Source organism: Streptomyces luteireticuli, from assembly GCF_041519305.1.
GTDB classification, from domain to species: Bacteria; Actinomycetota; Actinomycetes; order Streptomycetales; family Streptomycetaceae; genus Streptomyces; species Streptomyces luteireticuli.
Map to the genome: position 1 here is coordinate 7,190,911 of NZ_CP167927.1, position 26,139 is coordinate 7,217,049.

A 26,139-nucleotide genomic window follows, 5' to 3' on the forward strand; every position below is an offset into this window, starting at 1 on the left:
ATTCACCTGTTGGAAACCTTTCTCCGTCCACCATGGTCACCGGCTTACGGTGAACCTCGGAGCGTGAGTGATGGACGTGGCTGAGCATTTTCCGAGCCGGGTCCGGAATTCATTCGGCGGCCCGGCGGAAATCGCCTTCATCTCGGTGGGGATTCTCGCCGTCGCGGCGTTCCTCGAACCGCTGGGCGCCCCGGCGCCCCAGCTTCTCCTCGGGCTGCTCGCCGGTGCCGTGATCGCCCTGCGCGGCAGACAGCGGCGCCGCATATCGAAGACCGTCGACCGGAGCGTGCAGGCCCTCATCGGCGTCATGATCGGCGCCTGCCTCCAGGTCTCGGTCCTGCGCGACGCCGCCGGAGCCATGCTCCCGCTGGTGATGGTCACGCTGGTGACGACCGTCCTCAGCGTCGGAATCGCCCTGCTGGTCGCCCGGACCGGCCGGATGGACCGGCTCACCGCGACGCTCGGAATGATCGCCGGAGGGTCGGCGGCCGTGACGTCCTGCGCGAAGGACATGGGCGCGGATTCCCGGGTCGTGGCCTTTATGCAGTACCTGCGCGTCGCCATGATCTCGGCCGCCGCGCCCGTGGTCGCCCTGCTTCTCGCCGAGCCCGCGGCCGGCGGCGCGGGAGCGGACGGCGGTGCGAGCGCCGCCGGGTGGTCCTGGGCCCTGGTGCCCAGGGGCGACCAGCTGGCCGGGATCTCCATCACCCTCGTCCTGGCCGCCGCCGGTACGCGCCTGGCCCGGCGCGTCGGACTGCCCAGCGCGGTGCTCCTGGGGCCCATGCTGCTCTCCGCGCTCGTCACGGCACTCGGCCTGACCCACGGCTACTCGCCGACGGGCCTGTTCAAGCAGGCGCTGCTGGTGCTCGTCGGGCTGGAGGTGGGCCTGCGCTTCGACCGCGAGACCGTTCGGGCGCTGAAGCGCATGATCCCGCTGGTGCTCGGTGCGATCGTGCTGCTCACCGGCGTCATCGGGGGGATCGCCGTCGGCCTGGCCCCGCTGCTCGGGGTGAGCCGGGTCGACGCCTACCTGGCGACGACGCCCGGCGGCATCAACGCGGTTCTCGCCAGCGCTTCGACCGGGGATGCGCAGCTGGGGCTGATCTCCAGTGTGCAGACGCTGCGGTTGTTCCTCATGGTGCTTCTGCTGCCCCTGCTTCAGGGGTGGTTGTCACGGAGTCCAGCCCAGCAGTCCAAGGCCAAAGCCAAGTCCAAGGCCGACGCCGAGCCGGAGCCGGCAGCGTTGAACTGATGGCCCGGGCCGCTCAATCCGTCGTCTCCGCCGCCCAGGCGCGGGTCTGGTACTCCAGGGCCGGATCGGGCCGGCCGCAGCGGAGGATCTTCTCGACCGCGGGCCAGACGTCGAGGAGGACGGGGTAACAGTAGGCCCACATCCACGGGTCCTCGGGGTCCGGCGGGATCACCTCGCGGAGTTCCGCGAGCTGCGCGCGGCTGATGGGGAACGTGGTGCGGAGGAAGTCGTCCTCCTTGCTGTACCCGGCCAGGACCCAGATGACGTCGTGCGGTGCTTCTGCTGTGCTCACGGGGTGAGCTTAGGTCTCACGGACTCCGGTGGCGCGCCGCCCAGCCCCCGTCGTGATCCGACGATCTCCAACGCGCCGATCGGAAAAGGGCCTTGCGGGCGGAGCGCGGGGTAGTGCACAACGGGGAAGTTCCCGGGCCCGGTGGTGTACCGGTGCCCCTGCGCCGCTAGCTCTGGACCGCTGCGGCAGGGATGCGGACCATGGCGGTCATGACGGGGGCGTCGTCGAAGGGTTTGGTCCGGCCGACTGCTTCGTAGCCCCAGGTCTCGTACAGGGCGTGCACTCGGTGGTGTCGGCTGTCGACGAGCAGGGTGGCACGCTCTTCCGGCCGTTCCCGCAGCAGCTCTTCGTGGAGCAGCTCGGCGGTGCCCGTCTTGCGCCATGGCGGCCGGACCATGAGTTCGGAGACCGCGAACGTCCTCGTCCCGTTCTCGCGGGTGAAGACGTCGTCGACGCCGACGACGTGGTTCCACCAGGCCGTCCCTGCGGACAACGGGGCGCCATAGGCAAACCCCACCGGCTCCTCGCCAGGGCGGGCGCACTCAGGTCCTGCTCGGCCATCCACTCGATCAACGCCGTGTTCCGCTCGCGCCGGGGGCTCATGGGCGCACACGGTAGGCCCGGGCGGCACCGAAAAACGGTCAGGGGAGGGTCAAGACGATAGGGGCTGTGCATGAAGGGAAGCCCGCTCCGATAGGTCTGCTCCGGTCGCTGCGGCGGTTGCCTACGGAGTGCGGCGCGACTCCTTTTCCGGCCGCGCCGTCTCCCACCAGTCCACGTATCCGCGGAGGAACTCTCCTCATGGCTCCCTCTACGAACAACGGCGCGCCCGCGCCCACCTCCACCTCGGACGTCGGCCACGTCGAGCCCCGTCGGCACGATCTGACCTACGATCACCGAGCCGCCCAGGCGGCGTTGCCGGTCACGGTCCGGTACCGCAACGGCGCACTGGCGGACACGCTTCTGGTGCCCGATCCCGACCAGATGATGGTCCTGCTGTTCCAGCTGGAGCGGGCCGTCGAGAAGCGGCGCACCCTGCCGGCCGCCGAGGAGGGCCGGTGACCCGCCACGCCGCCGACGCGGGCCGCGAGCTGCCGGTCGTCGCCCCGATGATGACGGGCGACACGCTGCCCATCGACCTGGTGACGATCCGGGCGACGGCCGACCGTGCCCTTCAGGAGTGCGTGTCCGTCCCCCGGCGGGCGGAGGTGCGGGAGCTGACGTCCGCGTTGCACGGGCAGTTGGCGCTCCTGGCCGAGGAAGTCCGGCACCGGCACGAAGAGGCGGGCGGCATCGCCCGACGGCGGTGGGCGGCCGTGCTCAACCGCGCGGAGATGGACCTCGCTCGGAGCAGGGCCCCGGGGCAGTTGCCCGTGCAGTACATGCAGGAGATCGCCCGGACGTGCCGACACCTCGTTGACCTGCTCGTCCAGTAGTCGCCGTGCCTGCCCCGGGCGTTTTCGGACCACAGCCGTTCGGATGCGCTCGCGCGCGTTTCCCCGGCGGCTTTGGCTGCGACGGCGCGGGGTTCGGTGTCGAGTTCGCGCAGGCGGTCTGTGACACGGGTGGAGGTGACCTTGCCCGGCAGAGACCCTGGTCGTCCTGAGCGTCCACGAGCTCAAGCGGCTCGCACGCAACGCCGCCGAGCTGGTACCGCCGGCTGGGGAGGCGCCAGACCGTGAGGAGTGCCATGCACAAGAACGCCGACGTGGTGGTCATCGGTGCCGGGATGTTCGGCTCGGCGGCGGCCAAGTACCTCAGCCGCGCCGGGGCCGACACCGTGGTCGTCGGCCCCCCGGAGCCCACGCGCCCCGCGGTCGCCGGTCTGGCGGACATCGGGGCGTACCACGACGAGTCCCGGATCGCGCGCTGCCTGGGGTGGGACCGCTTCTGGGGGACCGTGGACACCCGTTCCACAGCGCGCTACCGGGAGATCGAGGCCGAGTCCGGAGTGGGCTTCTTCCGGGAATGCGGGGCGCTCGCCGTGATCTCCTTGTCTCTTCGGCAGCACACCGGGGCGATGCTGCGGGCAGGCGAGGACGACGGCGTGGCCGTGGAGCGGATGTCCGCGGCCGACCTCCGCCGCGCGTTCCCCGTCCTGCACGTACCCCCGATGGCCGGAGGCATCGAAGGTCTCCTGGAACGCAGGAACGCCGGCTATCTCGCCCCGCGGCAACTGGTGCGGGCCCAGCTGCGGTTGGCGGTGGCGTCGGGGGCCCGGCTGCTGCGCAGCACGGTGACATCACTCCGGCGCGACGAACGCGCGGGCCGGTGGCGGGTGCGTCTGGAGCCCGCCGAAGGCGGCAGCCCCGCGAGCGTGACGGCCGAGAGGGTTCTCGTGGCGGCGGGCTCCCTGGTCAACCACAGCCGTGCCCTTCCCCCGCCTCACCAGCTCGACCTGCGGGTCTTCACCGAACCCAACCTGCTCTTCGAAGTCGGGGGCGACCAGCTCCGGCAGCTCGAGGAGCTGCCCACCATCGTGACCATCGACTCCGAGGACACGGGCAACGACAACCACTCCGCCTACCTGATCCCGCCCGTCCGCTACCCCGACGGCCGGTGGTACCTGCGGATCGGCCCGGCGATGCAGCCCATCGTCCACGAACTGCGCACAGCACAGGACGCACACCGCTGGCACGCCTGCCAACGCACCACCCCCGAGCAGGCCGCCTTCCTCACCCGCATGACGCGTACGCTCCTCCCCGGCCTGGAACCGCTCCGCATCCGCGAGGCATGCTGCGTCGTCGACAAGACACCTTCGCGCTACCCGTACATCGGGCACCTGGACGACCGGACCCTGACCGTGGCCGTCGGCGGAAACGGCCACGGCGCCCGCGGATCCGACGAGATCGGACGCCTCGCCGCAACCACCGCCCTGAACCAGCCCTGGGACTTCCCCCTCCCACAGCAGACCTTCACCCCCACAACAACAACAGCAGCAGACGCGCCACCGGACCGCCCCGACTACCTTCGGCCGCCCTTCGGACTGTGCTGACACCAGCGGCCCGTGGACGCTGAGGAGCCCCACACGGGCCCCGGTCGGATACACATCGCCGTGCGGGCGTGGACCCCGTCGACCGGGGGATCCGTGAAGGCCAGGCCCTCAAGGCCCAGTGGAGGAGGGGGCGAGATCGCCGACCGGCGGTGCGCCAAACCCGGGAAGCGGAGCGGCCTTTGAGGTCGAGGGGCTGAACACCCTGTCCGAGTATCATCGGCCGCGCAGTTGTGGCCGGCGGTTCCGGTACGCGAACGGCGCCGCGAGCAGCAGGTGCTCGCGGCGCCGTCACGGCGGAGTCAGTTGCGGGCCTTGGTGCAGGCGCTGGAGGCGTTGGCCGCGCTGATCTGGGCGACATCGGTCAGTACGGTGTTGCACAACGTGCTGCCGACCACCGTCGGGAGTCCGGTGGCGCCGAGCCCGCAGGCGACGTTCGAGTCGACCGAGTTGTGGGCGGGGACGCCGTTCGCGAGGAAGTTGGCACAGGAGGGGCCGTCGGCATGGGCGGCGGGTGCTGCGATGACGGCGCCCGAGGCAGCCAGGGCGAGGGTGCCCAGGGCGGCGGCGAGACGGGTGCGGATGCTTCCGGTCATGGAGTGTCCTCACTTTCAGTGGGGGCAAGGCCGAAGCAGGTGACCGGATTATCTGCGTCCGGTCGCTTCGGCCTGGTAAACGGACTAGCGGACAGTCGGTCACGCCACGATGGGGTGAGGGCGGACCGACCGTTGTTGCCTTGTGTGGTGGGTCGGAGGGGCTGTCCCGGGGCCCGCCCGGCACTCTGTCCGTACCTCAACCGGTCGCGGTGGGCTCAGGATTCACAGTTCGGGGCGTCGGTCCCCGCGTCGAGGCAGAGGGTAACTCCCACGACACGGAGCTCCCCGGTGGTCGGCACGCAGGGCCCCAAGTCGCGTTCCGGGAACCGCTCATCCCATGGCGCGGAACATCACCGACTGGAAATGCAGATCATTGCCCCTGTAATCGTTGGGTGCGAGGGTGGTCTTGGTGCCCTTGCAGCCGTACTCCTCGTAGATATCGGCGTAGCTATTGCTGGCGACGTTACGCGGAGCGAACGCGTAAAACTCTTCGTGGCCGTTGAGTTCGGGGATGGGGATACATTCGTCCGTGGGCCGTTCCTGCAGATTTGCGCTGTGGTCGCCATCGTTGTCGTGGTAGGAGTACGAGATGCCGGTCTCGGTCTGTGCGTGCGCGGAGGTGGAGACCGAGAAGGTCAGGGTGAGGGCGCTCGCGAGGGCGAGCAGCGCGGGACGCAGACGCATGGGGATCCCCTTCGGCGGTGGCACGGGCGGGTTGTGCCCCATGATGCTGGCATCCGGGCCGGAAATACGCCGATGGCGCCGTTGGTGGGAATCAATCCCCTCGCCGGAGTGAACTCACGGACATTTGGCGTGAGTTGCCGCCGTATGGCTTTGGCCAATACGCGGCACTCTCCGACACGAACGGGTGGTCCAGCGGCGGATGCCGTCACCGCCTCGACCGCCTTCGCCGGCCAAGTGGGCCATGGACGCTCCTCGTTCCGCATGGCCACAGGCGGGGCGGGCTCGCTGCCGCCCGCCGGATTGTCAGTGGGGCGTGCTTGGGTGGTGTCCATGAGCGACACGAACGCGGCGCCCGCCCGCTTCAAGGATCTTGCCCTGGACGCCACCGATCATCGGGCCCTGGCCGACTGGTGGTGCAGGGCGCTCGGTTACGTACTCCGCCCAGTGCCCGACGGCACCGAGTGGCGGGAGGAGTGGCCGGTGCCGATCGTCGATCCGGCGGGAGCCGGACCGACGATCTGGATCGTCCCCGTGCCCGAGCCCAAGACGGTCAAGAACCGCATGCACCTTGACGTATGGGGAGATACGGAGCGGCTCGTCGGGCTCGGGGCGACGGTGATACGCCGGCGCGACGACGAGATCGAGTGGGACGTCCTCGCGGACCCCGAGGGGAACGAGTTCTGTGTGTTCACTCCTCGGGATCGGGAGGGGTGACCGGTTCGCCGGGGTCGGGAAGGGGCGGGGGTGCGGCGGCGGGGCCCAGGTCCGTGAGATCCACGGCCTGTTCCCATACGACTTGGGCCAAGCCCTCGTCCGTGGCGACGGGGTCCAGGTCCACCGGGCGTTCGCAGTCGAAGTAGCGGCCGGAGGGGCCGTCGGCGGGGGCGAAGGTGAGGCGGACGACGGGGAGGGCGGCGATCTCCGGTGGGGCCCAGGCGCGTTTGACCCCCTTCAGGACCAGGCCGCGGACGCCGCCCCGGTCGCCCAGACCCGTGTTGGTCACGCCCGGGTGGATCGCGTCGATACGGATGCCGGTCTCCTCCCAACGGCGGGCGAACAGCGGCACGGTGAGGAGATTGGCGAGCTTGGTGGTGGCGTAGGTGCGGATGCGGTGGAAGTCGGCGCCCGTGGGCGTACGGCGCAGGTCCAGCTGGCCCTTGGCGTAGAGGCCCGCGGTGAGCTGGACGATGCGCGTGCGGTCCGCGACGAGACGTTCCTCCAGGAGGTGGTTGAGGAGGAAGGGGGCCAGGTGGTTCACCGTGAAGGATTCCTCCAGGGCGTCCGCGGTGCGCACCAGCCGCGTCGGCCACACCCCCGCGTTGTGCACCAGGACGTCGATCCGGTCGCACCGCTCCAGCAGCCGGTCCGCGACCGCGCGGACGTCGGAGAGGAGGGAGAGGTCGCCGGTCACCAGGTCCGCCCCGCCGCCCAGTTCCGCGACCGTCCGTTCGCCGGCCTCCCGGTTCCGGGCCACGACCACGACCCGTACCCCTCGCCGCGCGAACTCCGCCGCCACCGCCCGGCCGATGCCGCGCGTGCCTCCGGTGACGACCGCCGTGATGTTGTCCGCCATGAGGGCACCTTAACCCCGGTACGTGGTCGCGCCGTTACGCCCCCGGAATCGGCGGCGGCAGGCGTTGTGGACCGGGGAATCGGCGGTGGAATGTCTGATTCTCCGGGGATCAGCCGTTCCCGGCCGGAAGGGAGCCGCATAGATTTCCGGGCATGACGATCACCGCCTTCGCCGAACCCGCCGACTCCGCCGCCTACTTCGCCACCCGCCTCGCCTTCCACACCGATGTCGCCGATGTGCATACCGCGCTCGCCGCCGGCACCGCCGACTTCACGGTCGTCGACTCGCGGTCCACCCGGGCGTGGGACCAGGGCCATGTGCCCGGTGCCGTCCATCTGCCCACGGCGCACATACCGGAGCTGGCCGCCGAGTTCCTCGACCCGGCGCGGCCGGTCGTCGTCCACTGCTGGGGGCCGGGGTGCGACGGGGCCACGAAAGCGGCGCTGGAGCTGGCGCGGCGGGGATACCGGGTGAAGGAGATGCTGGGCGGGATCGAGTACTGGATCCGGGAGGGGTACGAGGTCGAGACCTGGGAGGGCCGGCGGCGTACCCCCGCCGACCCCCTGACGGCGCCGGTGGACGGCGGCGACTGCGGCTGCTGAGTCACCCCCCGCCCCGGACCGGCTCAGAGCGCCGAGAGCTCGTCCACCAGGTCGTCCAGGCCCAGCGAACCCTGCGACAGCGCCGCCATGTGCCACGCCTTCGCGTCGAACGCGTCCCCGTGCCGCTTCCGCGCCGCCTCCCGGCCCGTCAGCCACGCCCGTTCGCCGAGCTTGTAGCCGATGGCCTGGCCCGGCATGCCCAGGTAGCGCACCAGCTCGCTCTCCACGAAGTCCGCCGGGCGGCTGCTGTGCGACCCGAAGAACTCCTGCGCCAGCGCGGGCGTCCAGCGCTCGCCGGGGTGGAACGGGGAATCGGCCGGGATCTCCAGCTCCAGGTGCATGCCGATGTCGATGATGACGCGGGCGGCGCGCATCATCTGGGCGTCGAGGTAGCCCAGCCGCCGCTCCGGGTCGGTGAGGAAGCCCAGTTCGTCCATGAGCCGCTCCGCGTAGAGCGCCCAGCCCTCGGCGTTGGCGCTCACCATGCCGACCGTGGCCTGGTAGCGGGAGAGCCGGTCCGCCACGTGCGTCCACTGGGCGAGCTGGAGGTGGTGGCCGGGCACGCCCTCGTGGTACCAGGTCGACACCAGGTCGTAGACCGGGAAGCGGGTGTGGCCCATCGTCGGCAGCCAGGTGCGGCCGGGGCGGGAGAAGTCCTCCGACGGCTGGGTGTAGTACGGCGCCGCCGCGCCGCCGGGCGGGGCGATGCGGGACTCGACGCGCTTGACGCGCTCGGCGAGTTCGAAGTGCGTGCCGTCCAGGGCCTCGATGGCCTCGTCCATCAGGCCCTGGAGCCACTCCCGGACCTCCTCGACGCCCTCGATGTGGGTGCCGTGCTCGTCCAGGTGCGCCAGCGCCTCCCAGGGGGTGCGGGCGCCCGGGAGGATCTTCTCGGCCTCGGCGCGCATCTCGCCCAGCAGCCGGTGGTACTCGGACCAGCCGTAGGCGTACGCCTCGTCCAGGTCGAGGTCCGTGCCGTTCCAGTAGCGCGACCAGCGCGCGTACCGCTCGCGGCCCACGACGTCCGGGGCGCCCTCGACGCCGGGGGCGTAGACGTCCCGCAGCCAGTCGCGCACCGCGACGAGGGCGCCGGTCGCCGCCGCGGCGGCCCCGTCCAGCTCCGCCCGCAGCTCCTCGGGGCCCTCGGCGGTGAAGTCGGCGAACCATCCGCCGTCCGTGCCGATCCACTCGGCGAGTTGCTCCAGCACCGTCGCCACCTGGCGCGGACCACCCTTGAGACCGCGCTCCAGGCCCTCGGCGAGCGAGGCCCGCCAGCCCTCCAGCGCCGCCGGGACCGCGCGCAGCCGCTCGGCGACCGCGGCCCAGTCGTCGGCGGTGTCCAGCGGCATCAGCGTGAAGACCTCGCGCACCGCGTGCAGCGGCGAGTGCATGTTGCTGACCGCGCGCAGGTGCTCGTCCGCCTCGTGCACCGCGAGCTCGGCGGTGAGCCGCTCGCGCAGCAGCCGGGCGCAGCGCCGCTCGGCGTCGCTGTCCCCGCCCTCCCGCTTCTCCGCCTCGGCCAGCCGCTCCAGCGTGGTGCGCGCCAGGTCGGCCAGCTCCTGCGCTCCCCGGGGGGAGAAGTCGGGCAGCCGGCGGGCGCTGGCCGCGACGCCCAGATAGGTGCCGGTGATGGGGTCGAGTTCGGTGAGGGCGTCGACGTAGGCGTCGGCGACCTGGCGGGGCAGGGATTGAGGCGTGGTGTTCGGCATGCGCCCATCCTCGTATGCCGGGACTGTCCGCGTCACGCGTGTTTCGCCGGTTCCACGGCCGCCCGGGCGAGACGGGCCGTGACGACGAGGGTGCCCTCCTCTATCTGGTAGTCCAGCGGGAGGCCCAGGGAGCGCATCGTCGCCACCATGCCCGTGTTGGACGCCTGCGTCACGGCGTAGACACTCTCGCATCCCGCTTCGCGGGCCAAGTCCGTCAGGCGGCCGAGGAGTTCGCCGCCGACGCCGCGGTGCTGCCACTCGTCCTCCACGAGCAGCGCGACCTCCGTCTCCTCGCCGTCCCACAGCAGATGGCCGAGCGCGACGAGACGGCCGGAGGCGGTGTACGCGGCCAGGGTGCGGCCGAAGCGCGGGCTCAGCAGGTGGGCGAGGTAGCGGTCGGCGGTGGCCGGGTCGCGGACCGGGCCGTGGTAGCGCAGGGCGAGCGTCGACGGGGAGCAGCGCTCGTGCATGGCGCGGGCGGCGGCGAGGTCGTCGGCGCCCGCCCGGCGGACGGTCACCTCCTCGCCCTCCGGCAGCGTCAGGACGTCGTCGCCGCGCTGCGGGACGCGCGGCCCCAGGCAGGTGTCGAGCTCGACGAGCGCGCGGGCGCGGGCGAACTCGGCGGGGGTGAAGGGGAGGTACGGGCGCTCGACGGTGATCGTGCCGCCGGACGGGTCGCGCAGCCGGATCGTGGTCCCGGCGCCGTCGTCCTCCGCCTGTGCCCCCGCACCGGCGGGCGTCGAGCGGATCGTGCAGCGTCCGAGCAACTGGCGCAGGGCGAGCGGGAGTTCGGCGGTGTCCAGGGCGGTGCGGGTGGCGAGGCGCAGCACCCTCGTCGGGGCGTCGACGAGGTCGTGGGCGTCGGCCCGTTCGAGCCAGACGTCGCTGCCGCCGCCCTCGCCGGCGGCGCGCGTCAGCTCGGCGGGGGCGAGGCCGTCCGGGGCGCGGAGCAGCAGTTCGTCCACGGTGCCGGTGGCGAGCGGGTGGGTCTGGAGGGCGAGGATGTCCACCTGCCGGGCGGCGAGGGCCCGGCAGAGGGCGGCGAGGGTGCCGGGCTCGTCGCGGACGGTGGTGCGCATGCGCCAGAGGGTGGTGCGGGTGGGGTCGGCCGTGTCTCCCGTCGGGCCGGCCTTCCGCCGGCGCCTGCCGCGCCGGTGCCACCAGGTGTGGAACGCGGCCGTGGCCAGGAGCGCCGCCGCGGAACCGATCAGGAGGGGCGGGCCCTCGGGACCGTGGACGACCGTGTCGGCCACACAGTCGGCGATGGCCACGGCCGTGAACAGGCCGGCCACCTCCGCCAGGTCGCGGCGCCAGGGGTGGGTCGTGTCGTCGGTCATGGGCTCCACGCTGGCGGAGCGGTGTTGCGCGATCACGAACTGGTTGTGTCCGGTGGGTTAAGGAGAGCCCGATGGAGGAAATGGGCTGTTTGCCCGGGAATCTCCTTGAGGTGATTCGGATACGGGCCGGCTCCGACGGGGTGGCCCACGCACCGCCGAAGGCGGCTCCGGAACAGCCCCGGCCGGGAAGGACTTTCGACCGGGGCTGCAACGTCCCCTGCTCCGCGGGGCGTTCACGGAAGGCGGGCCGGTGGGCTATCCGGCGTCGGCCGACAGCATCTTCTCCACCCGGGTCTGCCACTGGAAGTACTTCTGGATCTTGTGGTACTCGCCCTTGGGCGTCACCGTGACACCGTAGACGTACCGGTGACCGGCGCTGCCGAGGGGCGCGTCCTGCACGAGCTTCACGAACGCCGGGTCGACGGAGACCGGAAGCGCCAGCGGGTCGGTCGTGTTCACCGAGTAGGTAACCCGCTCGATCTTCGGGGAATCCCAGTTCAGGGTGGCGTACAGGGCGAACGCCCCCTCACCGAACTTCAGCATCTCCGCGCTCGGTTCGGGCAGCCCGGCATCGTCGAGAAGCGACCGGATACCTTCTGCCTCGAAGCAGTGTGCCGGTACGTTGCCGAAGTACACATTCACCGATCGCTTCGCGTAATCGAACCCGATCACGCTGACCTTGTCGCCCAGGCCGTACCGCTCGAAGAGACCGAGGTTCCCGGACACGCCGGCCGGCATCGACGGAAGCCCGGCGAGCCCGGCGAGCGACTGTCCGCCCGGAGGGAAGAAGGACCAGGCCTTCTTGAATCCGCCGACGACCCCGAAGTCGATGCCGTAGCAGAAGACCGGGAACCGGTCGTGGACCTCCTGCAACAGGTTGCCGATGGCATGGTCCGTCTCCGGCGTGAGGCCGCTCGCCACCGCTCTGGCATAGGGATCCATGTCCCCGGGGAGCAGGGTGATGCGGCAGTCCAGGTCCCCCGCGCCGCGCGGGCCGGTCTGCGCCCGGAAGGAGATCACGGACTGCTCGATCGCATCCTGGTACGCGGCCAGGACGGGCCGGACCGTCTCGTGCGACGCGGACACGCCGATCGTCCGGGCCGATGCCTCGATGGCCGAGTGGAGCTCCGTCAAGGCAGGGGTTTCCGACATGCTTCCTCCAGAGAATTTTTGGCGTCCGGTCGGGACGCCGAATGGCGCTGGTGGGACGGGAAATGGCGCTGGTGGGACGCGAAATGGAGAACCGCGGCAGCCAAGGGCACGATGTTCTCTCGGCCCGGATGCTGGAGAGCGCGCGGTCAACTCGCCTTGGTCAGGCGGTGCTTGGTCGAATCCGCCACCCGGAGGCCGTGCGCGATGCGGGCGCTATGAGGGCAGGGTGGGCGTGGGAAAAGAGTGACATGGGTGGCGTCCCACTCCAAGACTCCTTCGAGGTGACCCGGATCACCCCCTCCGGGGGGTGGGGTCAACTACCCCTCCGTGAGGGCGCGCAGCGCGTCCTCCACCCCGCGATGGAACGTCGGATACGCGTAGATCATGTGCCGCAACCGATCCACCGGCACCTCCGCCTGCACCGCCACCGCCAGCCCGTACAGCACCTCGCCGCCCATCGGCCCCGCCGTCGTCGCGCCGACGAGCACCCCCCGCTCCGCGTCCTCGACGAGCTTGACGAAGCCCTCGTTGCCCGCCTTGTGGATCCAGCCGCGGGACGAGGAGGGGACGCGGGAGAGACCCGTCCGGACGGTCAACCCCTGCTCGCGGGCGGCGCGTTCGGTGAGGCCGACCGCGCCGATCTCGGGGTCGGTGAAGGTCACCCGCGGCAGGGCCCGGTAGTCCGCCTCGGGGCCCGGCTCGCCGAGCACGGCCCGGATCACGATGTCCGCCTCGTACATGGCGACATGGGTGAAGGCGCCGTGCCCGGTGACGTCCCCGGCGGCCCACAGCGCGTGCCCCGCGTGCATCAGGCCGTCCGTCCGCAGGGACCGGGCCTGCGGGTCCAGACCCACGGTCTCCAGCCCCAGGTCGGAGAGGTCGGCGCGGCGGCCGGTGGCCACCAGCAGCCGGTCGCCGGTGAGTTCGCCGCCGCCGTCCAGAGCGAGGGTGAACGCGTCGTCCGTGTACCGCACCGAGGCGGCCCGCGCGCCGGTCCGTACGGTCAGCCCCTCCGCGGCCAGCACTCCGGCGAGCAGCTCGCCGGCCTCGGGCTCCTCCATGGGGACCAGGGCGTCCGTCGCCTCGACGATCGTCACGTCCGTGCCGAACCGGGCGTAGACCTGGGCGAGTTCGACGCCGATCGAGCCGCCGCCGAGGACCAGCAGCGACCGCGGCGCCTCCTTGGCGGCGATCGCGTCCCGGTTGGTCCAGAACGGCACGTCGGCGAGGCCGGGCACCGGCGGTATCTGCGGCCGGGAACCGGTGGCGACCACCACGCCGCGGATCGCCTCGAAGGTGCGGCGGCCGTCCGGCCCGTCCACCGTGACCCGGCCGGGCCCGGCCAGCCGCCCTCGGCCGCGTACGAGGAGGCCGCCCTTGCCGGTGAAGCGGTCGGCGGCGACCCGGTCGTCCCAGTCGTCGGTGGCCTCGTCCCGGATCCGGGCGGCGACCGGCGCCCAGTCGGGCACGACCTGCGAGGTCCCGGCCAGGCCGGGGATCCGCCGGGCCTCGGCCAGCAGGTTTCCGGCGCGGATCATCATCTTGCTGGGCACACAGCCCCAGTACGGGCACTCGCCGCCGACGAGCTCCGCCTCCACGCCGACCACCCGCAGCCCGGTCTCCGCCAGGCTCCCGGCGATGTGCTCGCCGCCCGGGCCCATGCCGATGACGACGACGTCCACCTGCTCGGCCTGTTCGGTCCGCTCGGTTCGCTCGGTCATGACACCGCACCCCGCTTCCGTCGCGTACACCGACGTCCGGTCCACCCTCCCAGGCGCGGGATGCGCCCGCCACACGGCCGGACCGGGGCCGGGGATACAGCCGGGGATACATTGGGCCAATGGGCCATGACCGTTACATCGTGGTGACCGGAGGGCCGGGGGCCGGGAAGAGCACCCTGATCGACGCCCTGCAGGAGGCGGGGTATGCGCGCTCGCAGGAGGCCGGCCGCGGCGTCATCCGGGACCAGGCGGCGCTCGGCGGCCGCGCCCTGCCGTGGACGGATCCGGAGCTCTTCGCCGAGCTGATGCTCTGCTGGGAGCTGCGCTCCCACCACGAGGCGGCCACCTGGCCGGGCACGGTCTTCTTCGACCGGGGTGTGCCCGACATCGTGGGGTATCTGCGGCTGGAGGGGCGCCCGGTGCCGGAGCATCTGCGGGAGGCGGTGCGGCGGTTCCGCTACCACCGGCGGGTGCTCGCCGCCCCGCCGTGGCCGGAGATCTACGAGCGCGACGCCGAGCGGCGGCAGTCCTTCACGGAGGCGGTACGGACGTACGAGGCGGTGGCCGCGGCGTACCGGGAGTCCGGGTACGAGCTGGTGGAGCTGCCACGCGGGTCCGTGACGGAACGGGTGCGCTTCGCGGCCCGGTTCCGCCACGGACCGACGGTGGCCCGGGGCGTGTCCGATGGGTCGGCACGGGCCACCGACCCATCGGGCATTCCCTAGCCCTTGGCGAAGACGAACACGCCCTCGTCCACGGCGACCGCCCCGTGACCGTCGGCGCTGAAGACCGGGATGCGGTCCGCCTCGAAGCCCCGGGCGAGGACCTTCTTGGTCTTCACGTCGACGGCGATGGGCTTGGAGAAGTCCTGTACGTAGCGGTCGGTGAAGCCGTACACGACGCCGTTGCCGGAGGCCACCGGCGCGAAGAGGTTCTCGTCGTCGGCCTGCGTCCACAGCTGCTTGCCGGACTTCAGATCCCAGGCGGTGGCCTGCCACTTGGAGTCGCGCTCGCCGGAGACGGTGAGGACATCCGTGGACGGGTCGTGCGTCACGTAGAAGACCGGCTTGTCGTCCGACTGCATGATCTCGGCCATGTTGTCGGAGGCGGCGGCCCTGACGACGGGGCCGGTGGTGAGGAGACGGCCGGTCCTGAGGTCGTTCACCGACAGCAGCCAGGGCTCGGTGCCCCCGTCCTTGCCCTCGGTCTGCCAGGCGAGGACGACGCGGTCGCCGAGCACGGTGACGGGGACGACGTTGGTGGCCTTGGACCTGTCCTCCGGGATCGCCTTGTCGGGCCGGCCCGCCTCGCTGGAGGTCCAGACCTTCCTGCCGGTGCTCAGCTCGGTGACCACCAGGCGCTTGGTGTGGCTGTAGGGGCCCGTCTTCGCCTCCTCGCGGGAGAAGCCGTAGCCGCCGCCGAACCGGGGGCCGGGCAGCTCGCGGCCCTTCTCCGGATTCCTGGGTGCCTGGAGGGAGCGGAGCTCCTTGCCGCCCTCGAAGGACTTCGCCTCCCCGCCCTCGGCCGGGGCGACCTTCCCGCCGCCGTCGGTGGCGACCCAGCCGTCCGACAGCTCGTGGTCCTTGTCGTCCGGCACGCTGCCGAGCTTCCTGCCCCGGGCGTCGTAGACCTCGGAGACGGTGGAGCTCCTGGCCGAGGTCATGCCGTCGGACGCCTTCGTGCTGACGACGTCGACGCGCAGCGACGGGGCGCCGTGCCAGGTCGTCGCGTACACCCGGGCGTCGTCCCGCTCCACCGTCGCGCGCAGCCTGCCGGTGCCGGCGTCGCGGAACTGGACGACCTTGGCGCCCGCGCGCTCGGCGGGCGGGGCGTCGGCGTCCGCGGTCCCGGACGCGGGGCGGGTGGCCTTCGGTCCGCCGCTGACAACGGCGAAGGCGTCGCCCAGGGCGAACACCGAGGCGCCGCCCGGCGTCGCGGGCACGGTCCAGGACAGGGCCTTGGCCAGGCCGGGTATCGGCCCGCCGGGGAGGCCCGCGGCCCGCGGCGAAGAGCTCGACTTCGCCTCGGACGGACCGTCCGGGGACGAGGAGCCGGAGCCGCAGGCCGTGAGGCCGGCGAGGAGCGTCACGACCGTCGCGGCCGGGACGAGGACGGTGCGGGCGGTGGAACCCACGGCGAAATCCCCCATGATCGAAAGTGCTGGTCCGGGGGATCCTATGTGCTCGGCGGGGCATCCCCGCCGGTCAGCGGGGTGCGCCCGGCCGACCGGCGGGGGCGCCCGTCCGCCGTCCCGGCGCCGGGTCAGCGCGCGGTGTCGAGAATGACCCGGGCCGTCAGGGCGGGGTCGTCGTTCATGGGGACGTGCCCGCAGCCGGGCAGCCGGACCAGCCGGGCGCCCGGGACGACCTTCTTGGCGCGGACGCCCTGCCGGGGCAGCAGCAGCCGGTCGCGGGTGCCCCAGGCGACGGTGACCGGCAGATCGGCGACCTCATGGGTGAAGAGCACGGAGCGCCCGGCCGCGAGGGTGGCCTCGAAACCCGTGGCGCCGCGCAGCGCCTCGGTCTCGGCGATCAGGGCCTCGGGGGTGCGCCGCGCGGGACGGGCGTAGATCCAGCAGCCCATCGCCGTGCGGCCGGCGGGAGTGGCGGCGAGCCGGGCCAGCCGCTCCGGCGGCACCCGGCGGGCGGTGGCCCGCATGCCGCGCAGCACGGCGTAGGCCCAGCGCCGCTCGGCCTCCGTCCAGAATCCGGCGGGCGAGAGGGCCGTGACGGACCGTACGAGCTTGTCCTGGCCCAGTTGCAGGGCGAGCACCCCGCCCAGGGAGTTGCCCGCGACGTGCGGGCGGTCCAGCTCCAGGGCCTCGAAGAAGGCGCGCAGGGACGAGGTCATGCTCGGCAGGTCGTAGGGGTGGCCGGCGGGCAGGGCGGGGGAGCGGCCGAAGCCGGGCAGGTCGAGGGCGATGACGTCGTGCTCGACCGCGAGGATCCCCAGCACCGGGTCCCAGGCCTGGAGGTGGTGACCGATGCCGTGCAGCAGCACGAGCGGCTCGCCCGCGCCGGTCCGCCGGTAGGTCACCTCGGTTCTGCGCGGCCCGGAGGGGGTGTCGACGGGGAAGGACACGGTCTGCGCGGTCTCGGCCACGATGCGGCTCCTGATCGTCCTCGGAGGGCTTCCTTAGACAGGATGTCAGTAATGGTTACCCGAGGGTAGACCCGGGACGGGCGCGACGGGACGGGCACCGCCCGCAACGGCGGGTCCGTGCGCGGGGGTTCCGTACGACGACCCCCAACTCGCCGTGGCCGCAAGGGAGTGCGCCGACGCGGCGCGCCCTTCCGTGCGCCCCGCACCCCGGGTGCGTACGCCAGGTGTGCTGCATTGGTCTTGACCAAGTCCGCACACCGTCCTATGGTCACAGGCATACTGCAACAACCTTTAATAAAGAAGCGCGCGAAAAGCCTGCGGAGGATGAGGGTGGGGACGACGCAGCTGGAAACGGTGCCGGAACCGAAGTACTGGCACCTGAAGACGGTCCTCGGCGACGCGCTCGACTCGGAGTTCGCGGTGGGGGAGATCCTGCCCAACGAGCGGGAACTCGCCGCCCGTTTCGGGGTCGCCCGCGCCACGCTCCGCCAGGCGCTCGAGCAACTCGAGCTCGAAGGACGGCTCCAGCGCCGCCGCGGCGTCGGCACCACCGTCGCGCCGCCCCGCATGGGCGTCGCCGTCGCCGACGCCGGGCACACCCGCCCCGGCGGCACCGAGGGCGACTGGCAGCCGGTGGACACCGGCCTCGCCGCCCCGCCCGCGGCCGTCGCCCTGCTCCTGGGCACCGCCCCCGACGAGGCCGTGCACACCGTGCGCCGCACCCGCAGCAGCCACGGCCAGCCCGTCGCCGCCGAGTCGCTGTACGTGCCGGTCCCCCGCCTCCCCGCCCTGGCGCTGCCCGCGACGGCCTCCGGGCCCGCCCGCGCCCGGGCCGTCCTGCGCGAGCTGCAGGAGCTGCGGCCGGCGGACCGGGACCGCGCGGTGGAGCTGGGCTCGGCCCGCGCCGACGAGGCCAGGCAGCTGGAGCGGCTGCCCGGCTCGCCCGTGCTCCTCGTCACCACCCGCTACGTCGTGGACGGTGCCACCGTCGCCGTGGCCGTGGCCACCTACCGGGCCGACACCTGCCGGCTCACCTTCGGCGACGCGGACCCCGTGGGGCTGCCGGCGGCCTGACGGCCCGTCGGTCCGTCAAGTACGGCTCTCCGCAGGCGGGTTCACCGCGAAGAGCTCCTCCTCCACGTGGTTCAGCGCCAGTCGCAGCGCCCCCGTCGCCACCGCGGAGTCGCCCAGCAGGGACAGGGCGACCCGCGGCGGGCGCAGACAGTACCGCGCCAGCTCGCTGCGCAGCGGCTCCAGGATGCCCGTCAGCCCCGCCGCCCAGCCGCCGACCACCACCAGCTCCGGGTCGAGCGCCAGCACCAGCGCCGCCACGTCGTGCACCAGCCGCCGCAGATAGCGGTCCACTGCGGCGCGTGCCCGTTCGTCGCCCTCCCTGGCCAGCGCGAACACCCGGACCACCTGGGCCTCGTCCAGCGGCTGCAACGGCACGTCGGTGGGCGAGAGCACCTCCTCCGGCGTGGCCTCCCGTCCCAGCAGGTGCAGCGCTCCGATCTCGCCGGCCGCGCCGCCGAACCCGCGGTGCAGCCGCCCGCCGATCAGTGAACCGGCACCCGGGCTCAGGCCCGCCAGGACGAACACCACGTCGCCGGACTCCCGGGCCGCGCCCTTCCAGTGCTCCGCCACGGCGGCCGCGTTCGCGTCGTTCTCCACCAGCACCGGGCAGGGGAACGAGCGGCGCAGCCGGTCGCCCAGCGGCAGCCCCGTCCACCCCGGCAGGGCCGTGCCCAGCCGAATCGTTCCGTCGGCCTCCACGATGCCCGGGCTCGCCACGCCGACCGCGCGCAGCGCGTCCCGCGGCACGCCCGAGCGGCGCAGGACGTCCGCGACGGCGGTGCGCGCCTGCGCCAGCCGCTCGTCGGCCGACGCCGTCTCGGCGACCTCCGCCGACGCCGCGCCCGTCACCCGGCCGCTGAGATCGGCCAGCAGCACCGCGACCCGGTGCGCGCCGATCTCGATGCCCAGCAGATGGCCGGCCTCGACCCGGAAGCGGAAGCGCCGCGCCGGGCGGCCCTGACGCCGCGCCGCGTTCTGCTCGGCCGCGGCCTCCTCGACGAGCCCGGACTCGATCAGGCCCTCCACCACGCCCTCGACGGTCGGCCGGGACAGCCCCGTGACCTTCACCAGGTCGGTGAGCGTGGGGGACGCGGGGGGCGCGGAGGCGCGCAGGGCGTGCAGGACCACGGCCGAATTGATCCGCCGCAACAGGGACGGATCCCCGCCGGTGAGCCGCCCCAACGTCGCCGCCTCCTCGGTGTGCCGTGGCGGCGGGGTGCCTGCCGCGGCTTTTACGTGCCTTTTACCGCACCGGATGGTAGCCGGTGGGGGTGGGGAGGGGGAGGGGTGCTTTGCCCCTGGCCCGCCCTTTCACCGTTTCTTCCGGGGCAAGCCCCGGGCCCGGTACCGCGGCTTCGCCGCGGTGGGGCGGGGGCTGCGCCCCCTGCACCCCTGCTTCGGGGCTCCGCCCCGGACCCCGTTGTCGCGGCTCCGCCGCTCGTCCTCAAACGCCGGACAGGCTGAATTTCGCGCCCGGGCCGGAATCCAAAGCCCGGGCGCGCACTCCAGCCCGTCCGGCGTTTGAGGACAGCGCCCGCAGGGCGCTTCGGGGGGCCAGGGGGCGCAGCCCCCGGTGGGGCGCAGGGGCGAAGCCCCGCCACCGCCCGGAGGGCGGTCCGGGCCCGGGGCTCCGCCCCGGAAGAAACGGTGAAAGGGCGGGTCAGGGGCAAAACACCCCCTACACCCCCGCCGCCTCCCGCAACCGCGCAAACTCCTCCGCCATCCGCGGCAGCGTCCACTGCGCGTTCAACCCGCTCGGATTGGGCAGCGCCCAGATCCGCGTCCCGCCTATCGTCCGCTCCTGCGGGCCGATTTGGGCCCGCTTGTCGCCGAAGGCGACGCGGTACGCCGTCACCCCGGCCACCGCCAGCCACCGCGGCCGCAGTTGCCCCACCTTCTCGACGAGGACGCGGCCGCCGTCGCGGAACTCCTCGTCGGACAGCTCGTCCGCCCGCGCCGTCGCGCGCGCCACCACGTTGGTGATGCCGAGCCCGTACGACGGCAGGAGCCCCTGCTCCGACGGGTGCAGCCGGCGAGGGGTGAAGCCCGAGGCGTGCAGGGCGGGCCTGGGGGCACCCCCAGCGGTAGCTGGGGGAGGTTGCCGGGGCGGGCGAAGTGATGGCCCGTCGCGGCCGTCATCAGGCCGGGGTTGATGCCGCAGAAGAGGACGCGCAGGCCGTCCGCGACCACGTCGGGGACGAGTCGGTCGCGGGGGGCCTCCAGCTCCTCGGGGGACAGGCGCGTCAGAGGATCGCCCCCGGCGCGTAACCGGCGGCCTCCGGGCGGGACTTGACGATCTCCTCGATCCGCGCGACCACCGACGCGACCTGGTCGGCGGCGGCACCGGTGAAGGAGAGCTTGTCGGCCATCAGCGCGTCGAGCGCGGCGCGGTCCAGCGGGATCCGCTCGTCGGCGGCCAGCTTGTCGAGCAGCTCGTTGCGCTCGGCGCCCTGCTCGCGCATGGCCAGCGCGGAGGCCACCGCGTGCTCCTTGATCGCCTCGTGGGCGACCTCGCGGCCGACCCCGGCCCGTACCGCGCCCATCAGCACCTTGGTGGTGGCGAGGAAGGGGAGGTAGCGGTCCAGTTCGCGGGCGAAGACGGCGGGGAAGGCGCCGAACTCGTCCAGGACGGTCAGGAAGGTCTCCAGCAGGCCGTCGAGCGCGAAGAACGCGTCCGGCAGCGCCACGCGGCGCACGACCGAGCAGGAGACGTCGCCCTCGTTCCACTGGTCGCCGGCCAGCTCGCCGGTCATCGAGGCGTAGCCGCGCAGGATGACCATCAGGCCGTTGACGCGCTCGCAGGAGCGGGTGTTCATCTTGTGCGGCATGGCGGACGAACCGACCTGGCCGGGCTTGAAGCCCTCGGTCACCAGCTCGTGCCCGGCCATCAGCCGGACGGTCTTGGCCAGCGAGGACGGCGCGGCGGCGAGCTGCACCAGCGCGGTGACCACGTCGTAGTCCAGCGAGCGCGGGTAGACCTGGCCGACGGAGGTGAAGGCGTGCGCGAAGCCGAGGTGTCCGGCGATCCGCTGCTCCAGCTCGGCCAGCTTCGCGGCGTCGCCGCCGAGCAGGTCCAGCATGTCCTGGGCGGTGCCGACCGGGCCCTTGATGCCGCGCAGCGGGTAGCGGGCCAGCAGCTCCTCCACCCGGCCGTAGGCGACGAGGAGTTCGTCGGCGGTGGTGGCGAAGCGCTTGCCGAGCGTGGTGGCCTGGGCGGCGACGTTGTGCGAGCGGCCGGCCATGACCAGCTCGGCGTGGTCGGCGGCCAGCTTGCCCAGCCGGGCGAGGACGGCGACGGCGCGGTCGCGGACCAGCTCCAGGGAGAGCCGGATCTGCAGCTGCTCGACGTTCTCCGTCAGGTCGCGGGAGGTCATGCCCTTGTGCACGTGCTCGTGCCCGGCCAGCGCGTTGAACTCCTCGATCCGCGCCTTCACATCGTGGCGCGTGACCTTCTCGCGCTCGGCGATCGAGGCGAGGTCCACCTGGTCGAGCACGCGCTCGTAGTCGGCGAGGGCGGCGTCCGGCACCTCGATCCCCAGGTCCTTCTGGGCGCGGAGCACGGCGAGCCACAGCTTCCGCTCCAGCTTGACCTTGTACTCGGGGGACCACAGCACGGCGAGCTCGGCGGAGGCGTAGCGGCCGGCCAGGACGTTGGGGATACGAGGCTTTGCAGTCACGTGACCGAAGTCTACTGGCGGTTCGCGCAGCTCCGCGCCGCGGTGCGGATCGTGCGTTCCTACGACGGCGCTGTCAGGAGACCTGCCGCCACCCGGTCACGCACCCCGGCGGGTCCGTCACCGGGGTGACGAAGAACGCCTCGCCCCGCTCGGCGCTGAAGTGGGCGCCGACCCGGCCGTCCCCGGAGGACCGGCCGGTGAGCCGCCGGCCGATCCACGGGCCCAGGTGCTCGCGGGCGAAGCGCAGGTCGGAGCCGCGCCGGGCGGTCCAGCCGGGGCGCGCCGACGGGGGCAGCGGCGCGCGCCAGTCGGACTCGGCGGGGTGGCCGAGCGCCTGCCAGACCGCCTCGGCCACCCGGCGGTGGCCCTCGGCGTTGAGGTGCAGACGGTCCTCGGCCCACATCCGCGGGTCGCCCAGCGCCTCGGAGCCGAAGAGGTCGACGAGCACGGCGTCGTGCCGCGCGGCCAGTTCCTCGACGAAGCCGAAGAGCTTCTCCATCCGCGGGCGGACCCGCTCCAGCACCGGCCCGCGCCGCCCCGGGCTGCGCATCAGCACCAGCCGCCCGGAGCCCGCGGCCAGCCGGTCCGCGGTCGCGGCCAGCCGGGCGCAGACCAGGTCCACGTCGCAGTTGGGCCGCAGGACGTCGTTGAGCCCGCCGACCAGGGTCACCAGGTCCGCGCCCAGCCCGGCCGCGGGGGCGGCCTGCTCGTCGGCGATCTGCGCGATGAGCTTGCCGCGCACGGCCAGGTTCGCGTAGCGGAAGCCGGGCGTGCGGGCGGCGAGCCGGGTGGCGAGCAGGTCGGCCCAGCCGCGGTACGAGCCGTCCGGGAGCGCGTCGGACATCCCCTCGGTGAAGGAGTCCCCGACCGCGACGAAACTGGTGTACGTGTACGTGGCATTCATCGGCATGGCGCGGCGATCCTACTCCCCGTCCGCCGGAGGGCTCACAGCCGCTGCCCGACGAGCTGGCGCAGCACGTCCTCCAGGGTGACCAGCCCGGCGAGCCGGTCGTCCGCCCCGACCACGGCCGCCAGGTGGGCGCCGGTGCCGCTCATCGCCGTGATGACGTCGTCGAGCGGGGTGTCGGCCCGGACCCGGGCGATGGGGCGCATGGCCTCCGTGGGGAACGGGACGTCGCGCGGGCTCGCGTCCAGCGCGTCCTTGACGTGCAGATAGCCGAGGATGCGGCCGGTGTCGTCGACGACGGGGAAGCGGGAGAAGCCCGATCCGGCCGACAGCCGCTCCAGGCCCTCCGGGGTCACGCCGATGCGGGCCGAGACCACCCGGCCGACCGGCAGCACCACATCCGCGACCGGACGCTTGCCCAGCTCCAGGGCGTCGCGCAGCCGCTCCGTGGACCGCTCGTCGAGCAGTCCGGCGGCGCTGGAGTCGGCCACCATCCGGGCCAGCTGGTCGTCGGAGAAGACCGCTGTCACCTCGTCCTTGGGCTCGACCCGCAGCAGCCGCAGCACCCCGTTGGCCAGCCGGTTGATGGTGAAGACCACCGGGCGCAGGGCGCGGGAGAGCGCGACCAGCGGTGGGCCGAGGCGGAGCGCGGTGCGCACCGGCTCGGCGAGGGCGATGTTCTTGGGCACCATCTCGCCGAAGAGCATGTGCAGATAGGTGGCGACGGCCAGCGCGAGGGCGAACGAGATGGCGTGGATGCCGCCGGAGGGCACCCCGGCCGCGTGCAGCACGGGCTCCAGCAGCGTGGCGAAGGCCGGTTCGGCGACCACGCCGAGGACCAGGGTGCACAGCGTGATGCCGAGCTGGGCCGCGGCCATCAGCGCCGAGATGTGCTCCAGTCCCCACAGCACCGCGCGGGCGCGCCGGTCGCCCCGCTCGGCGTGCGGCTCGACCTGGTCGCGGCGCACGGAGATCAGGGCGAACTCGGCGCCGACGAAGAAGGCGTTGGCGACCAGGGTCGCCAGGCCGATCAGCAGCTGGACGGCGGTCATCGGCCGGCCTCCTGCCCGGTGCTCCCGGCGGGGGCGGTCAGACGCACCCGGGCCGCGCGCCGTCCGGAGGCGTCGGTCACCTCGATGTGCCAGCCCGCCACCTCCAGCACGTCCCCGGCGACGGGGATGCGGCCGAGCTCGGTGGCGATCAGGCCGGCGAGCGTCTCGTACGGGCCCTCGGGCGCCCGCAGGCCGATGGCCTCCAGCTGGTCGTCGGTGCGGGCGGCGCCGTCGGCGTCGTAGACCCGCCGGCCGTCGGCGTCGGTGCCGGCCGGGGCCAGGCCGGGCCGCTCGGCCGGGTCGTGCTCGTCGCGGACCTCGCCGACGACCTCCTCGACGATGTCCTCCAGGGTCACCACGCCCGCGGTGCCGCCGTACTCGTCGATGACCACGGCCATGCTGCGCTTGGCGGACAGCCGGTCCAGCAGCCGGTCCACGGTCAGCGACTGGGGGACGAACAGCGGCTCGCGCAGCAGCGCGGTGACGGGCTGCTGCGGGCGTTCGTCGGCCGGGACGGCGAGGACGTCCTTGATGTGGGCGATGCCGATGACGGAGTCCGGGCTGCCCCGGTAGACGGGGAAGCGGGACAGGCCGGTCGCCCGGGTGGCGTTGGCCACGTCCTCGACGGTGGCCCGGTCGTCGAGGAGGGTGACCTGGACGCGCGGGGTCATCACATGCCCCGCGGTGAGGTCGGCGAGGCTGAGCGTGCGGATGAACAGATCGGCGGTGTCCGCCTCCAGCGCGCCCTGCCGGGCGGAGTGCCGGGCGAGCGCGGCCAGCTCGCGGGGGCCGCGGGCGGTGGCCAGTTCCTCGGCGGGCTCGATGCCCATGCGGTGCAGCATGCGGTTGGCGGTGTTGTTCAGATGCCGGATCAGCGGCCGGAAGAGGCGGGAGAAGGCGCGCTGCGGCCCGGCGACGGCGCGGGCCACCGGCAGGGGCCGGGAGATCGCCCAGTTCTTCGGCACCAGTTCGCCGACGACCATCAGCACCACGGTGGACAGGATCGTTCCCAGGGCCAGTGCCACCGAGGACGCCACGGGGCGCGGCAGCCCGACGGCCTCGACGGGTCCGGTGAGGAGCTTGGCCAGGGACGGCTTGGAGATCATGCCGATCACCAGGCCGGTGACGGTGATGCCGAGCTGGGCGCCGGACAGCTGGAAGGTCAGCCCCTTGACGGCCCGCAGCGCGCCGCGGGCGCGCCGGTCCCCGGCCTCGGCGGCGCGTTCGAGCTCGCCGCGCTCCACGGTGGTGAGCGAGAACTCGGCCGCGACGAAGACGGCGCAGGCGAGCGTCAGCAGCACGGTCAGTGCCAGCAGGAGCGCTTCGGTCATCGGGGGGTCACCTCCGTCCCATGGTCGTGCACGGGCCGCAGCGGCGCGCGGTGCCGGCGGGGACGGAGGGGGCTACTGGGAGGCTCGCCCATGGAGGACGTTCACACCTTTCGTCGGGGAGGCGGGTGGGCCACCCATAGTAAAGGAACGGCAAAGCGATGCAGTCCTCCCCGTCGTCGGCCCCCGCCGTCAGGCCCCGCGCAGCTCCTCCATCACCGGTGCGAAGGCCTCCAGGGCCGGGTCCAGCACCGTGAAGTAGGTGAAGCCGTAGCGCTCGCGGTGGGCCAGGATCTGCTCGGCCATGTCCCGCACGGTGCCCGTCAGCAGGGCCGGGTGGTTCAGGAGATCGTCCTCGGAGAGCCCGAGGGACTTCGGGGCGAGGTCGCGCACGATCGCCCGGCGGTCCTTCCCCGGCAGCACCATCTGGACGAGGTAGTTGAGCTCCGCCGGGGTCTCCCGGTCCGCCGCGAAGCCCCGGTAGGCGGCGACGCGCTCCTCCAGGGCGTCGGGCGTGATCAGGCTCAGGTTGCCCCCGGCGTCGGCGGTCGCGCCCGTGAAGGCCGCCGTATCCGCGTGGCGCGCCGTCAGCCGCAGCACCCGGTTGCCGTTCCCGCCGAGCAGCAGGGGGACGTGCGGGAACTGCCCGGCGCGCGGCGTGTGTCCGGGGTCGGCCAGCAGCCGGCCCAGTTCGGTGACGGTGCGCTCCAGGTGGTCGACGCGCTCGCGCGGAGTGCCGAACGGCAGCCCCGCGCGGTCGTGTTCGTCCTTGACGTAGCCGGTGCCCAGCCCCAACTCCAGCCTGCCGCCGGTGAGCTGGTCGGTGGCGGCCACGTCGCGGGCCAGGAGCGCGGGGTTGTAGAACCCGGCGTTGAGGACGAAGGTCCCCAGCCGTGGCCGCTCGGTCGCCTCCGCGGCGGCGACCAGGGCGGGGAAGGGGGCGGGCATGCCCAGATGGTCGGGGACGAGGATCACGTCGTAGCCCAGGGCCTCGGCCCTGCGGCACTTCTCGCGCCATTCGGCTGCCGTGCCGCTGGTGAGCATGTTGACGGCGAATCGGAACGGACGGAACAAGGATCCCCCTCGGTC

General features: G+C 73.0%; 25 protein-coding genes and 2 pseudogenes. 9 read left to right on the plus strand and 18 right to left on the minus strand.

Going from position 1 to position 26,139, the window contains the following annotated elements; translation table 11 throughout:
• Nucleotides 1-76 precede the first annotated feature (76 nt).
• Nucleotides 77-1,252 carry an AbrB family transcriptional regulator gene (locus AB8735_RS32310; protein ID WP_372411199.1) on the plus strand — a complete coding sequence of 392 codons (1,176 nt, stop codon included), beginning with the start codon at nucleotides 77-79 and terminating at the stop codon, nucleotides 1,250-1,252.
• Between the two features lie 13 nt (nucleotides 1,253-1,265).
• Here the strand turns inward: AB8735_RS32310 and AB8735_RS32315 are convergent, their stop codons facing one another.
• Together AB8735_RS32315 and AB8735_RS32320 are read right to left on the minus strand one after the other, a co-directional pair.
• Entirely contained in the window at nucleotides 1,266-1,544 is a 279-nt protein-coding gene (locus AB8735_RS32315) for a hypothetical protein (RefSeq protein WP_344028125.1), read from the minus strand.
• A 166-nt stretch (nucleotides 1,545-1,710) separates the two neighbouring features.
• Nucleotides 1,711-2,037, minus strand: a complete 327-nt coding sequence (locus tag AB8735_RS32320; protein WP_372411202.1) for a GNAT family N-acetyltransferase — start codon at nucleotides 2,035-2,037, stop codon at nucleotides 1,711-1,713.
• A 308-nt stretch (nucleotides 2,038-2,345) separates the two neighbouring features.
• Here AB8735_RS32320 and AB8735_RS32325 point away from each other — a divergent pair, with 308 nt between their 5' ends.
• The 4 genes and pseudogenes from AB8735_RS32325 to AB8735_RS32340 form a co-directional block, all read left to right on the plus strand.
• On the plus strand, nucleotides 2,346-2,606 hold the full coding sequence (locus AB8735_RS32325) for a hypothetical protein (RefSeq protein ID WP_372411204.1): 261 nt from the start codon (nucleotides 2,346-2,348) through the stop codon (nucleotides 2,604-2,606).
• Nucleotides 2,603-2,980 (plus strand): DUF6415 family natural product biosynthesis protein, encoded by a 378-nt coding sequence (locus AB8735_RS32330; RefSeq protein WP_372411206.1) that lies wholly within the window; start codon nucleotides 2,603-2,605, stop codon nucleotides 2,978-2,980. The genes AB8735_RS32325 and AB8735_RS32330 overlap by 4 nt, the downstream gene beginning before the upstream one ends.
• A gap of 254 nt (nucleotides 2,981-3,234) precedes the next feature.
• Nucleotides 3,235-4,539 (plus strand): NAD(P)/FAD-dependent oxidoreductase, encoded by a 1,305-nt coding sequence (locus AB8735_RS32335; RefSeq protein WP_372411207.1) that lies wholly within the window; start codon nucleotides 3,235-3,237, stop codon nucleotides 4,537-4,539.
• A 12-nt stretch (nucleotides 4,540-4,551) separates the two neighbouring features.
• Nucleotides 4,552-4,655 (plus strand): annotated as a pseudogene (locus tag AB8735_RS32340) (NADP-dependent oxidoreductase); the annotation flags it as partial.
• A 183-nt stretch (nucleotides 4,656-4,838) separates the two neighbouring features.
• Here AB8735_RS32340 and AB8735_RS32345 read toward each other — a convergent pair.
• On the minus strand, nucleotides 4,839-5,132 hold the full coding sequence (locus AB8735_RS32345) for a hypothetical protein (RefSeq protein ID WP_372411208.1): 294 nt from the start codon (nucleotides 5,130-5,132) through the stop codon (nucleotides 4,839-4,841).
• A 330-nt stretch (nucleotides 5,133-5,462) separates the two neighbouring features.
• A complete protein-coding gene (locus AB8735_RS32350) occupies nucleotides 5,463-5,816 on the minus strand; it encodes a hypothetical protein (RefSeq protein ID WP_372411210.1) in 354 nt (117 codons plus the stop codon).
• 330 nt (nucleotides 5,817-6,146) lie between these two features.
• Here AB8735_RS32350 and AB8735_RS32355 point away from each other — a divergent pair, with 330 nt between their 5' ends.
• A complete protein-coding gene (locus AB8735_RS32355; protein WP_372411211.1) occupies nucleotides 6,147-6,530 on the plus strand; it encodes a VOC family protein in 384 nt (127 codons plus the stop codon).
• Here AB8735_RS32355 and AB8735_RS32360 read toward each other — a convergent pair.
• Nucleotides 6,505-7,389, minus strand: coding sequence for an SDR family NAD(P)-dependent oxidoreductase (locus AB8735_RS32360; protein WP_372411213.1), 885 nt, complete (start codon nucleotides 7,387-7,389; stop codon nucleotides 6,505-6,507). The two genes, AB8735_RS32355 and AB8735_RS32360, sit on opposite strands and share 26 nt — an antisense overlap.
• A 152-nt stretch (nucleotides 7,390-7,541) precedes the next feature.
• Between AB8735_RS32360 and AB8735_RS32365 the strand changes: the two genes are divergently transcribed.
• A complete protein-coding gene (locus AB8735_RS32365; protein ID WP_372411215.1) occupies nucleotides 7,542-7,991 on the plus strand; it encodes a rhodanese-like domain-containing protein in 450 nt (149 codons plus the stop codon).
• A 23-nt stretch (nucleotides 7,992-8,014) separates the two neighbouring features.
• On the opposite strand, the gene AB8735_RS32370 is transcribed toward AB8735_RS32365, so the two are convergent.
• The 4 genes from AB8735_RS32370 to AB8735_RS32385 form a co-directional block, all read right to left on the minus strand.
• Complete coding sequence (locus tag AB8735_RS32370) at nucleotides 8,015-9,700, minus strand: DUF885 domain-containing protein (protein WP_372411216.1); 1,686 nt, start codon at nucleotides 9,698-9,700, stop codon at nucleotides 8,015-8,017.
• A gap of 32 nt (nucleotides 9,701-9,732) precedes the next feature.
• The gene (locus AB8735_RS32375; RefSeq protein WP_372411217.1) at nucleotides 9,733-11,037 is read right to left on the minus strand and encodes an N-acetyltransferase family protein; all 1,305 of its coding nucleotides are present in this window, start codon (nucleotides 11,035-11,037) and stop codon (nucleotides 9,733-9,735) included.
• 255 nt (nucleotides 11,038-11,292) lie between these two features.
• Nucleotides 11,293-12,189 (minus strand): aromatic prenyltransferase, encoded by an 897-nt coding sequence (locus AB8735_RS32380; protein ID WP_372411218.1) that lies wholly within the window; start codon nucleotides 12,187-12,189, stop codon nucleotides 11,293-11,295.
• Nucleotides 12,190-12,506: 317 nt separating this feature from the next.
• The gene (locus AB8735_RS32385) at nucleotides 12,507-13,910 is read right to left on the minus strand and encodes an NAD(P)/FAD-dependent oxidoreductase (RefSeq protein ID WP_372411220.1); all 1,404 of its coding nucleotides are present in this window, start codon (nucleotides 13,908-13,910) and stop codon (nucleotides 12,507-12,509) included.
• A 119-nt stretch (nucleotides 13,911-14,029) separates the two neighbouring features.
• Between AB8735_RS32385 and AB8735_RS32390 the strand changes: the two genes are divergently transcribed.
• Nucleotides 14,030-14,635: an AAA family ATPase gene (locus tag AB8735_RS32390; RefSeq protein WP_372411222.1), complete on the plus strand. Its 606-nt coding sequence runs from the start codon at nucleotides 14,030-14,032 to the stop codon at nucleotides 14,633-14,635.
• Here the strand turns inward: AB8735_RS32390 and AB8735_RS32395 are convergent.
• Nucleotides 14,632-16,044: a hypothetical protein gene (locus AB8735_RS32395; protein WP_372411224.1), complete on the minus strand. Its 1,413-nt coding sequence runs from the start codon at nucleotides 16,042-16,044 to the stop codon at nucleotides 14,632-14,634. The two genes, AB8735_RS32390 and AB8735_RS32395, sit on opposite strands and share 4 nt — an antisense overlap.
• A gap of 128 nt (nucleotides 16,045-16,172) precedes the next feature.
• Complete coding sequence (locus tag AB8735_RS32400; protein WP_372411226.1) at nucleotides 16,173-17,012, minus strand: alpha/beta fold hydrolase; 840 nt, start codon at nucleotides 17,010-17,012, stop codon at nucleotides 16,173-16,175.
• Nucleotides 17,013-17,342: 330 nt separating this feature from the next.
• Between AB8735_RS32400 and AB8735_RS32405 the strand changes: the two genes are divergently transcribed.
• Nucleotides 17,343-18,086 carry a GntR family transcriptional regulator gene (locus AB8735_RS32405; protein ID WP_344028085.1) on the plus strand — a complete coding sequence of 248 codons (744 nt, stop codon included), beginning with the start codon at nucleotides 17,343-17,345 and terminating at the stop codon, nucleotides 18,084-18,086.
• 15 nt (nucleotides 18,087-18,101) lie between these two features.
• On the opposite strand, the gene AB8735_RS32410 is transcribed toward AB8735_RS32405, so the two are convergent.
• From AB8735_RS32410 to AB8735_RS32440, 7 genes and pseudogenes are all read right to left on the minus strand, one after another.
• Nucleotides 18,102-19,268 (minus strand): ROK family protein, encoded by a 1,167-nt coding sequence (locus AB8735_RS32410; RefSeq protein WP_344028082.1) that lies wholly within the window; start codon nucleotides 19,266-19,268, stop codon nucleotides 18,102-18,104.
• A gap of 496 nt (nucleotides 19,269-19,764) precedes the next feature.
• A pseudogene (gene mug, locus AB8735_RS32415) lies at nucleotides 19,765-20,324 on the minus strand (G/U mismatch-specific DNA glycosylase).
• Between the two features lie 5 nt (nucleotides 20,325-20,329).
• Nucleotides 20,330-21,763: an adenylosuccinate lyase gene (purB, locus tag AB8735_RS32420; RefSeq protein WP_372411228.1), complete on the minus strand. Its 1,434-nt coding sequence runs from the start codon at nucleotides 21,761-21,763 to the stop codon at nucleotides 20,330-20,332.
• Between the two features lie 73 nt (nucleotides 21,764-21,836).
• Nucleotides 21,837-22,667: an SGNH/GDSL hydrolase family protein gene (locus tag AB8735_RS32425; RefSeq protein WP_344028230.1), complete on the minus strand. Its 831-nt coding sequence runs from the start codon at nucleotides 22,665-22,667 to the stop codon at nucleotides 21,837-21,839.
• Between the two features lie 41 nt (nucleotides 22,668-22,708).
• Nucleotides 22,709-23,722: a hemolysin family protein gene (locus AB8735_RS32430; protein ID WP_372411229.1), complete on the minus strand. Its 1,014-nt coding sequence runs from the start codon at nucleotides 23,720-23,722 to the stop codon at nucleotides 22,709-22,711.
• On the minus strand, nucleotides 23,719-25,053 hold the full coding sequence (locus AB8735_RS32435; protein ID WP_372411231.1) for a hemolysin family protein: 1,335 nt from the start codon (nucleotides 25,051-25,053) through the stop codon (nucleotides 23,719-23,721). The genes AB8735_RS32430 and AB8735_RS32435 overlap by 4 nt, the downstream gene beginning before the upstream one ends.
• Nucleotides 25,054-25,242: 189 nt before the next feature.
• A complete protein-coding gene (locus AB8735_RS32440) occupies nucleotides 25,243-26,124 on the minus strand; it encodes an LLM class F420-dependent oxidoreductase (RefSeq protein WP_372411232.1) in 882 nt (293 codons plus the stop codon).
• Between the last annotated feature and the right edge of the window lie 15 nt (nucleotides 26,125-26,139).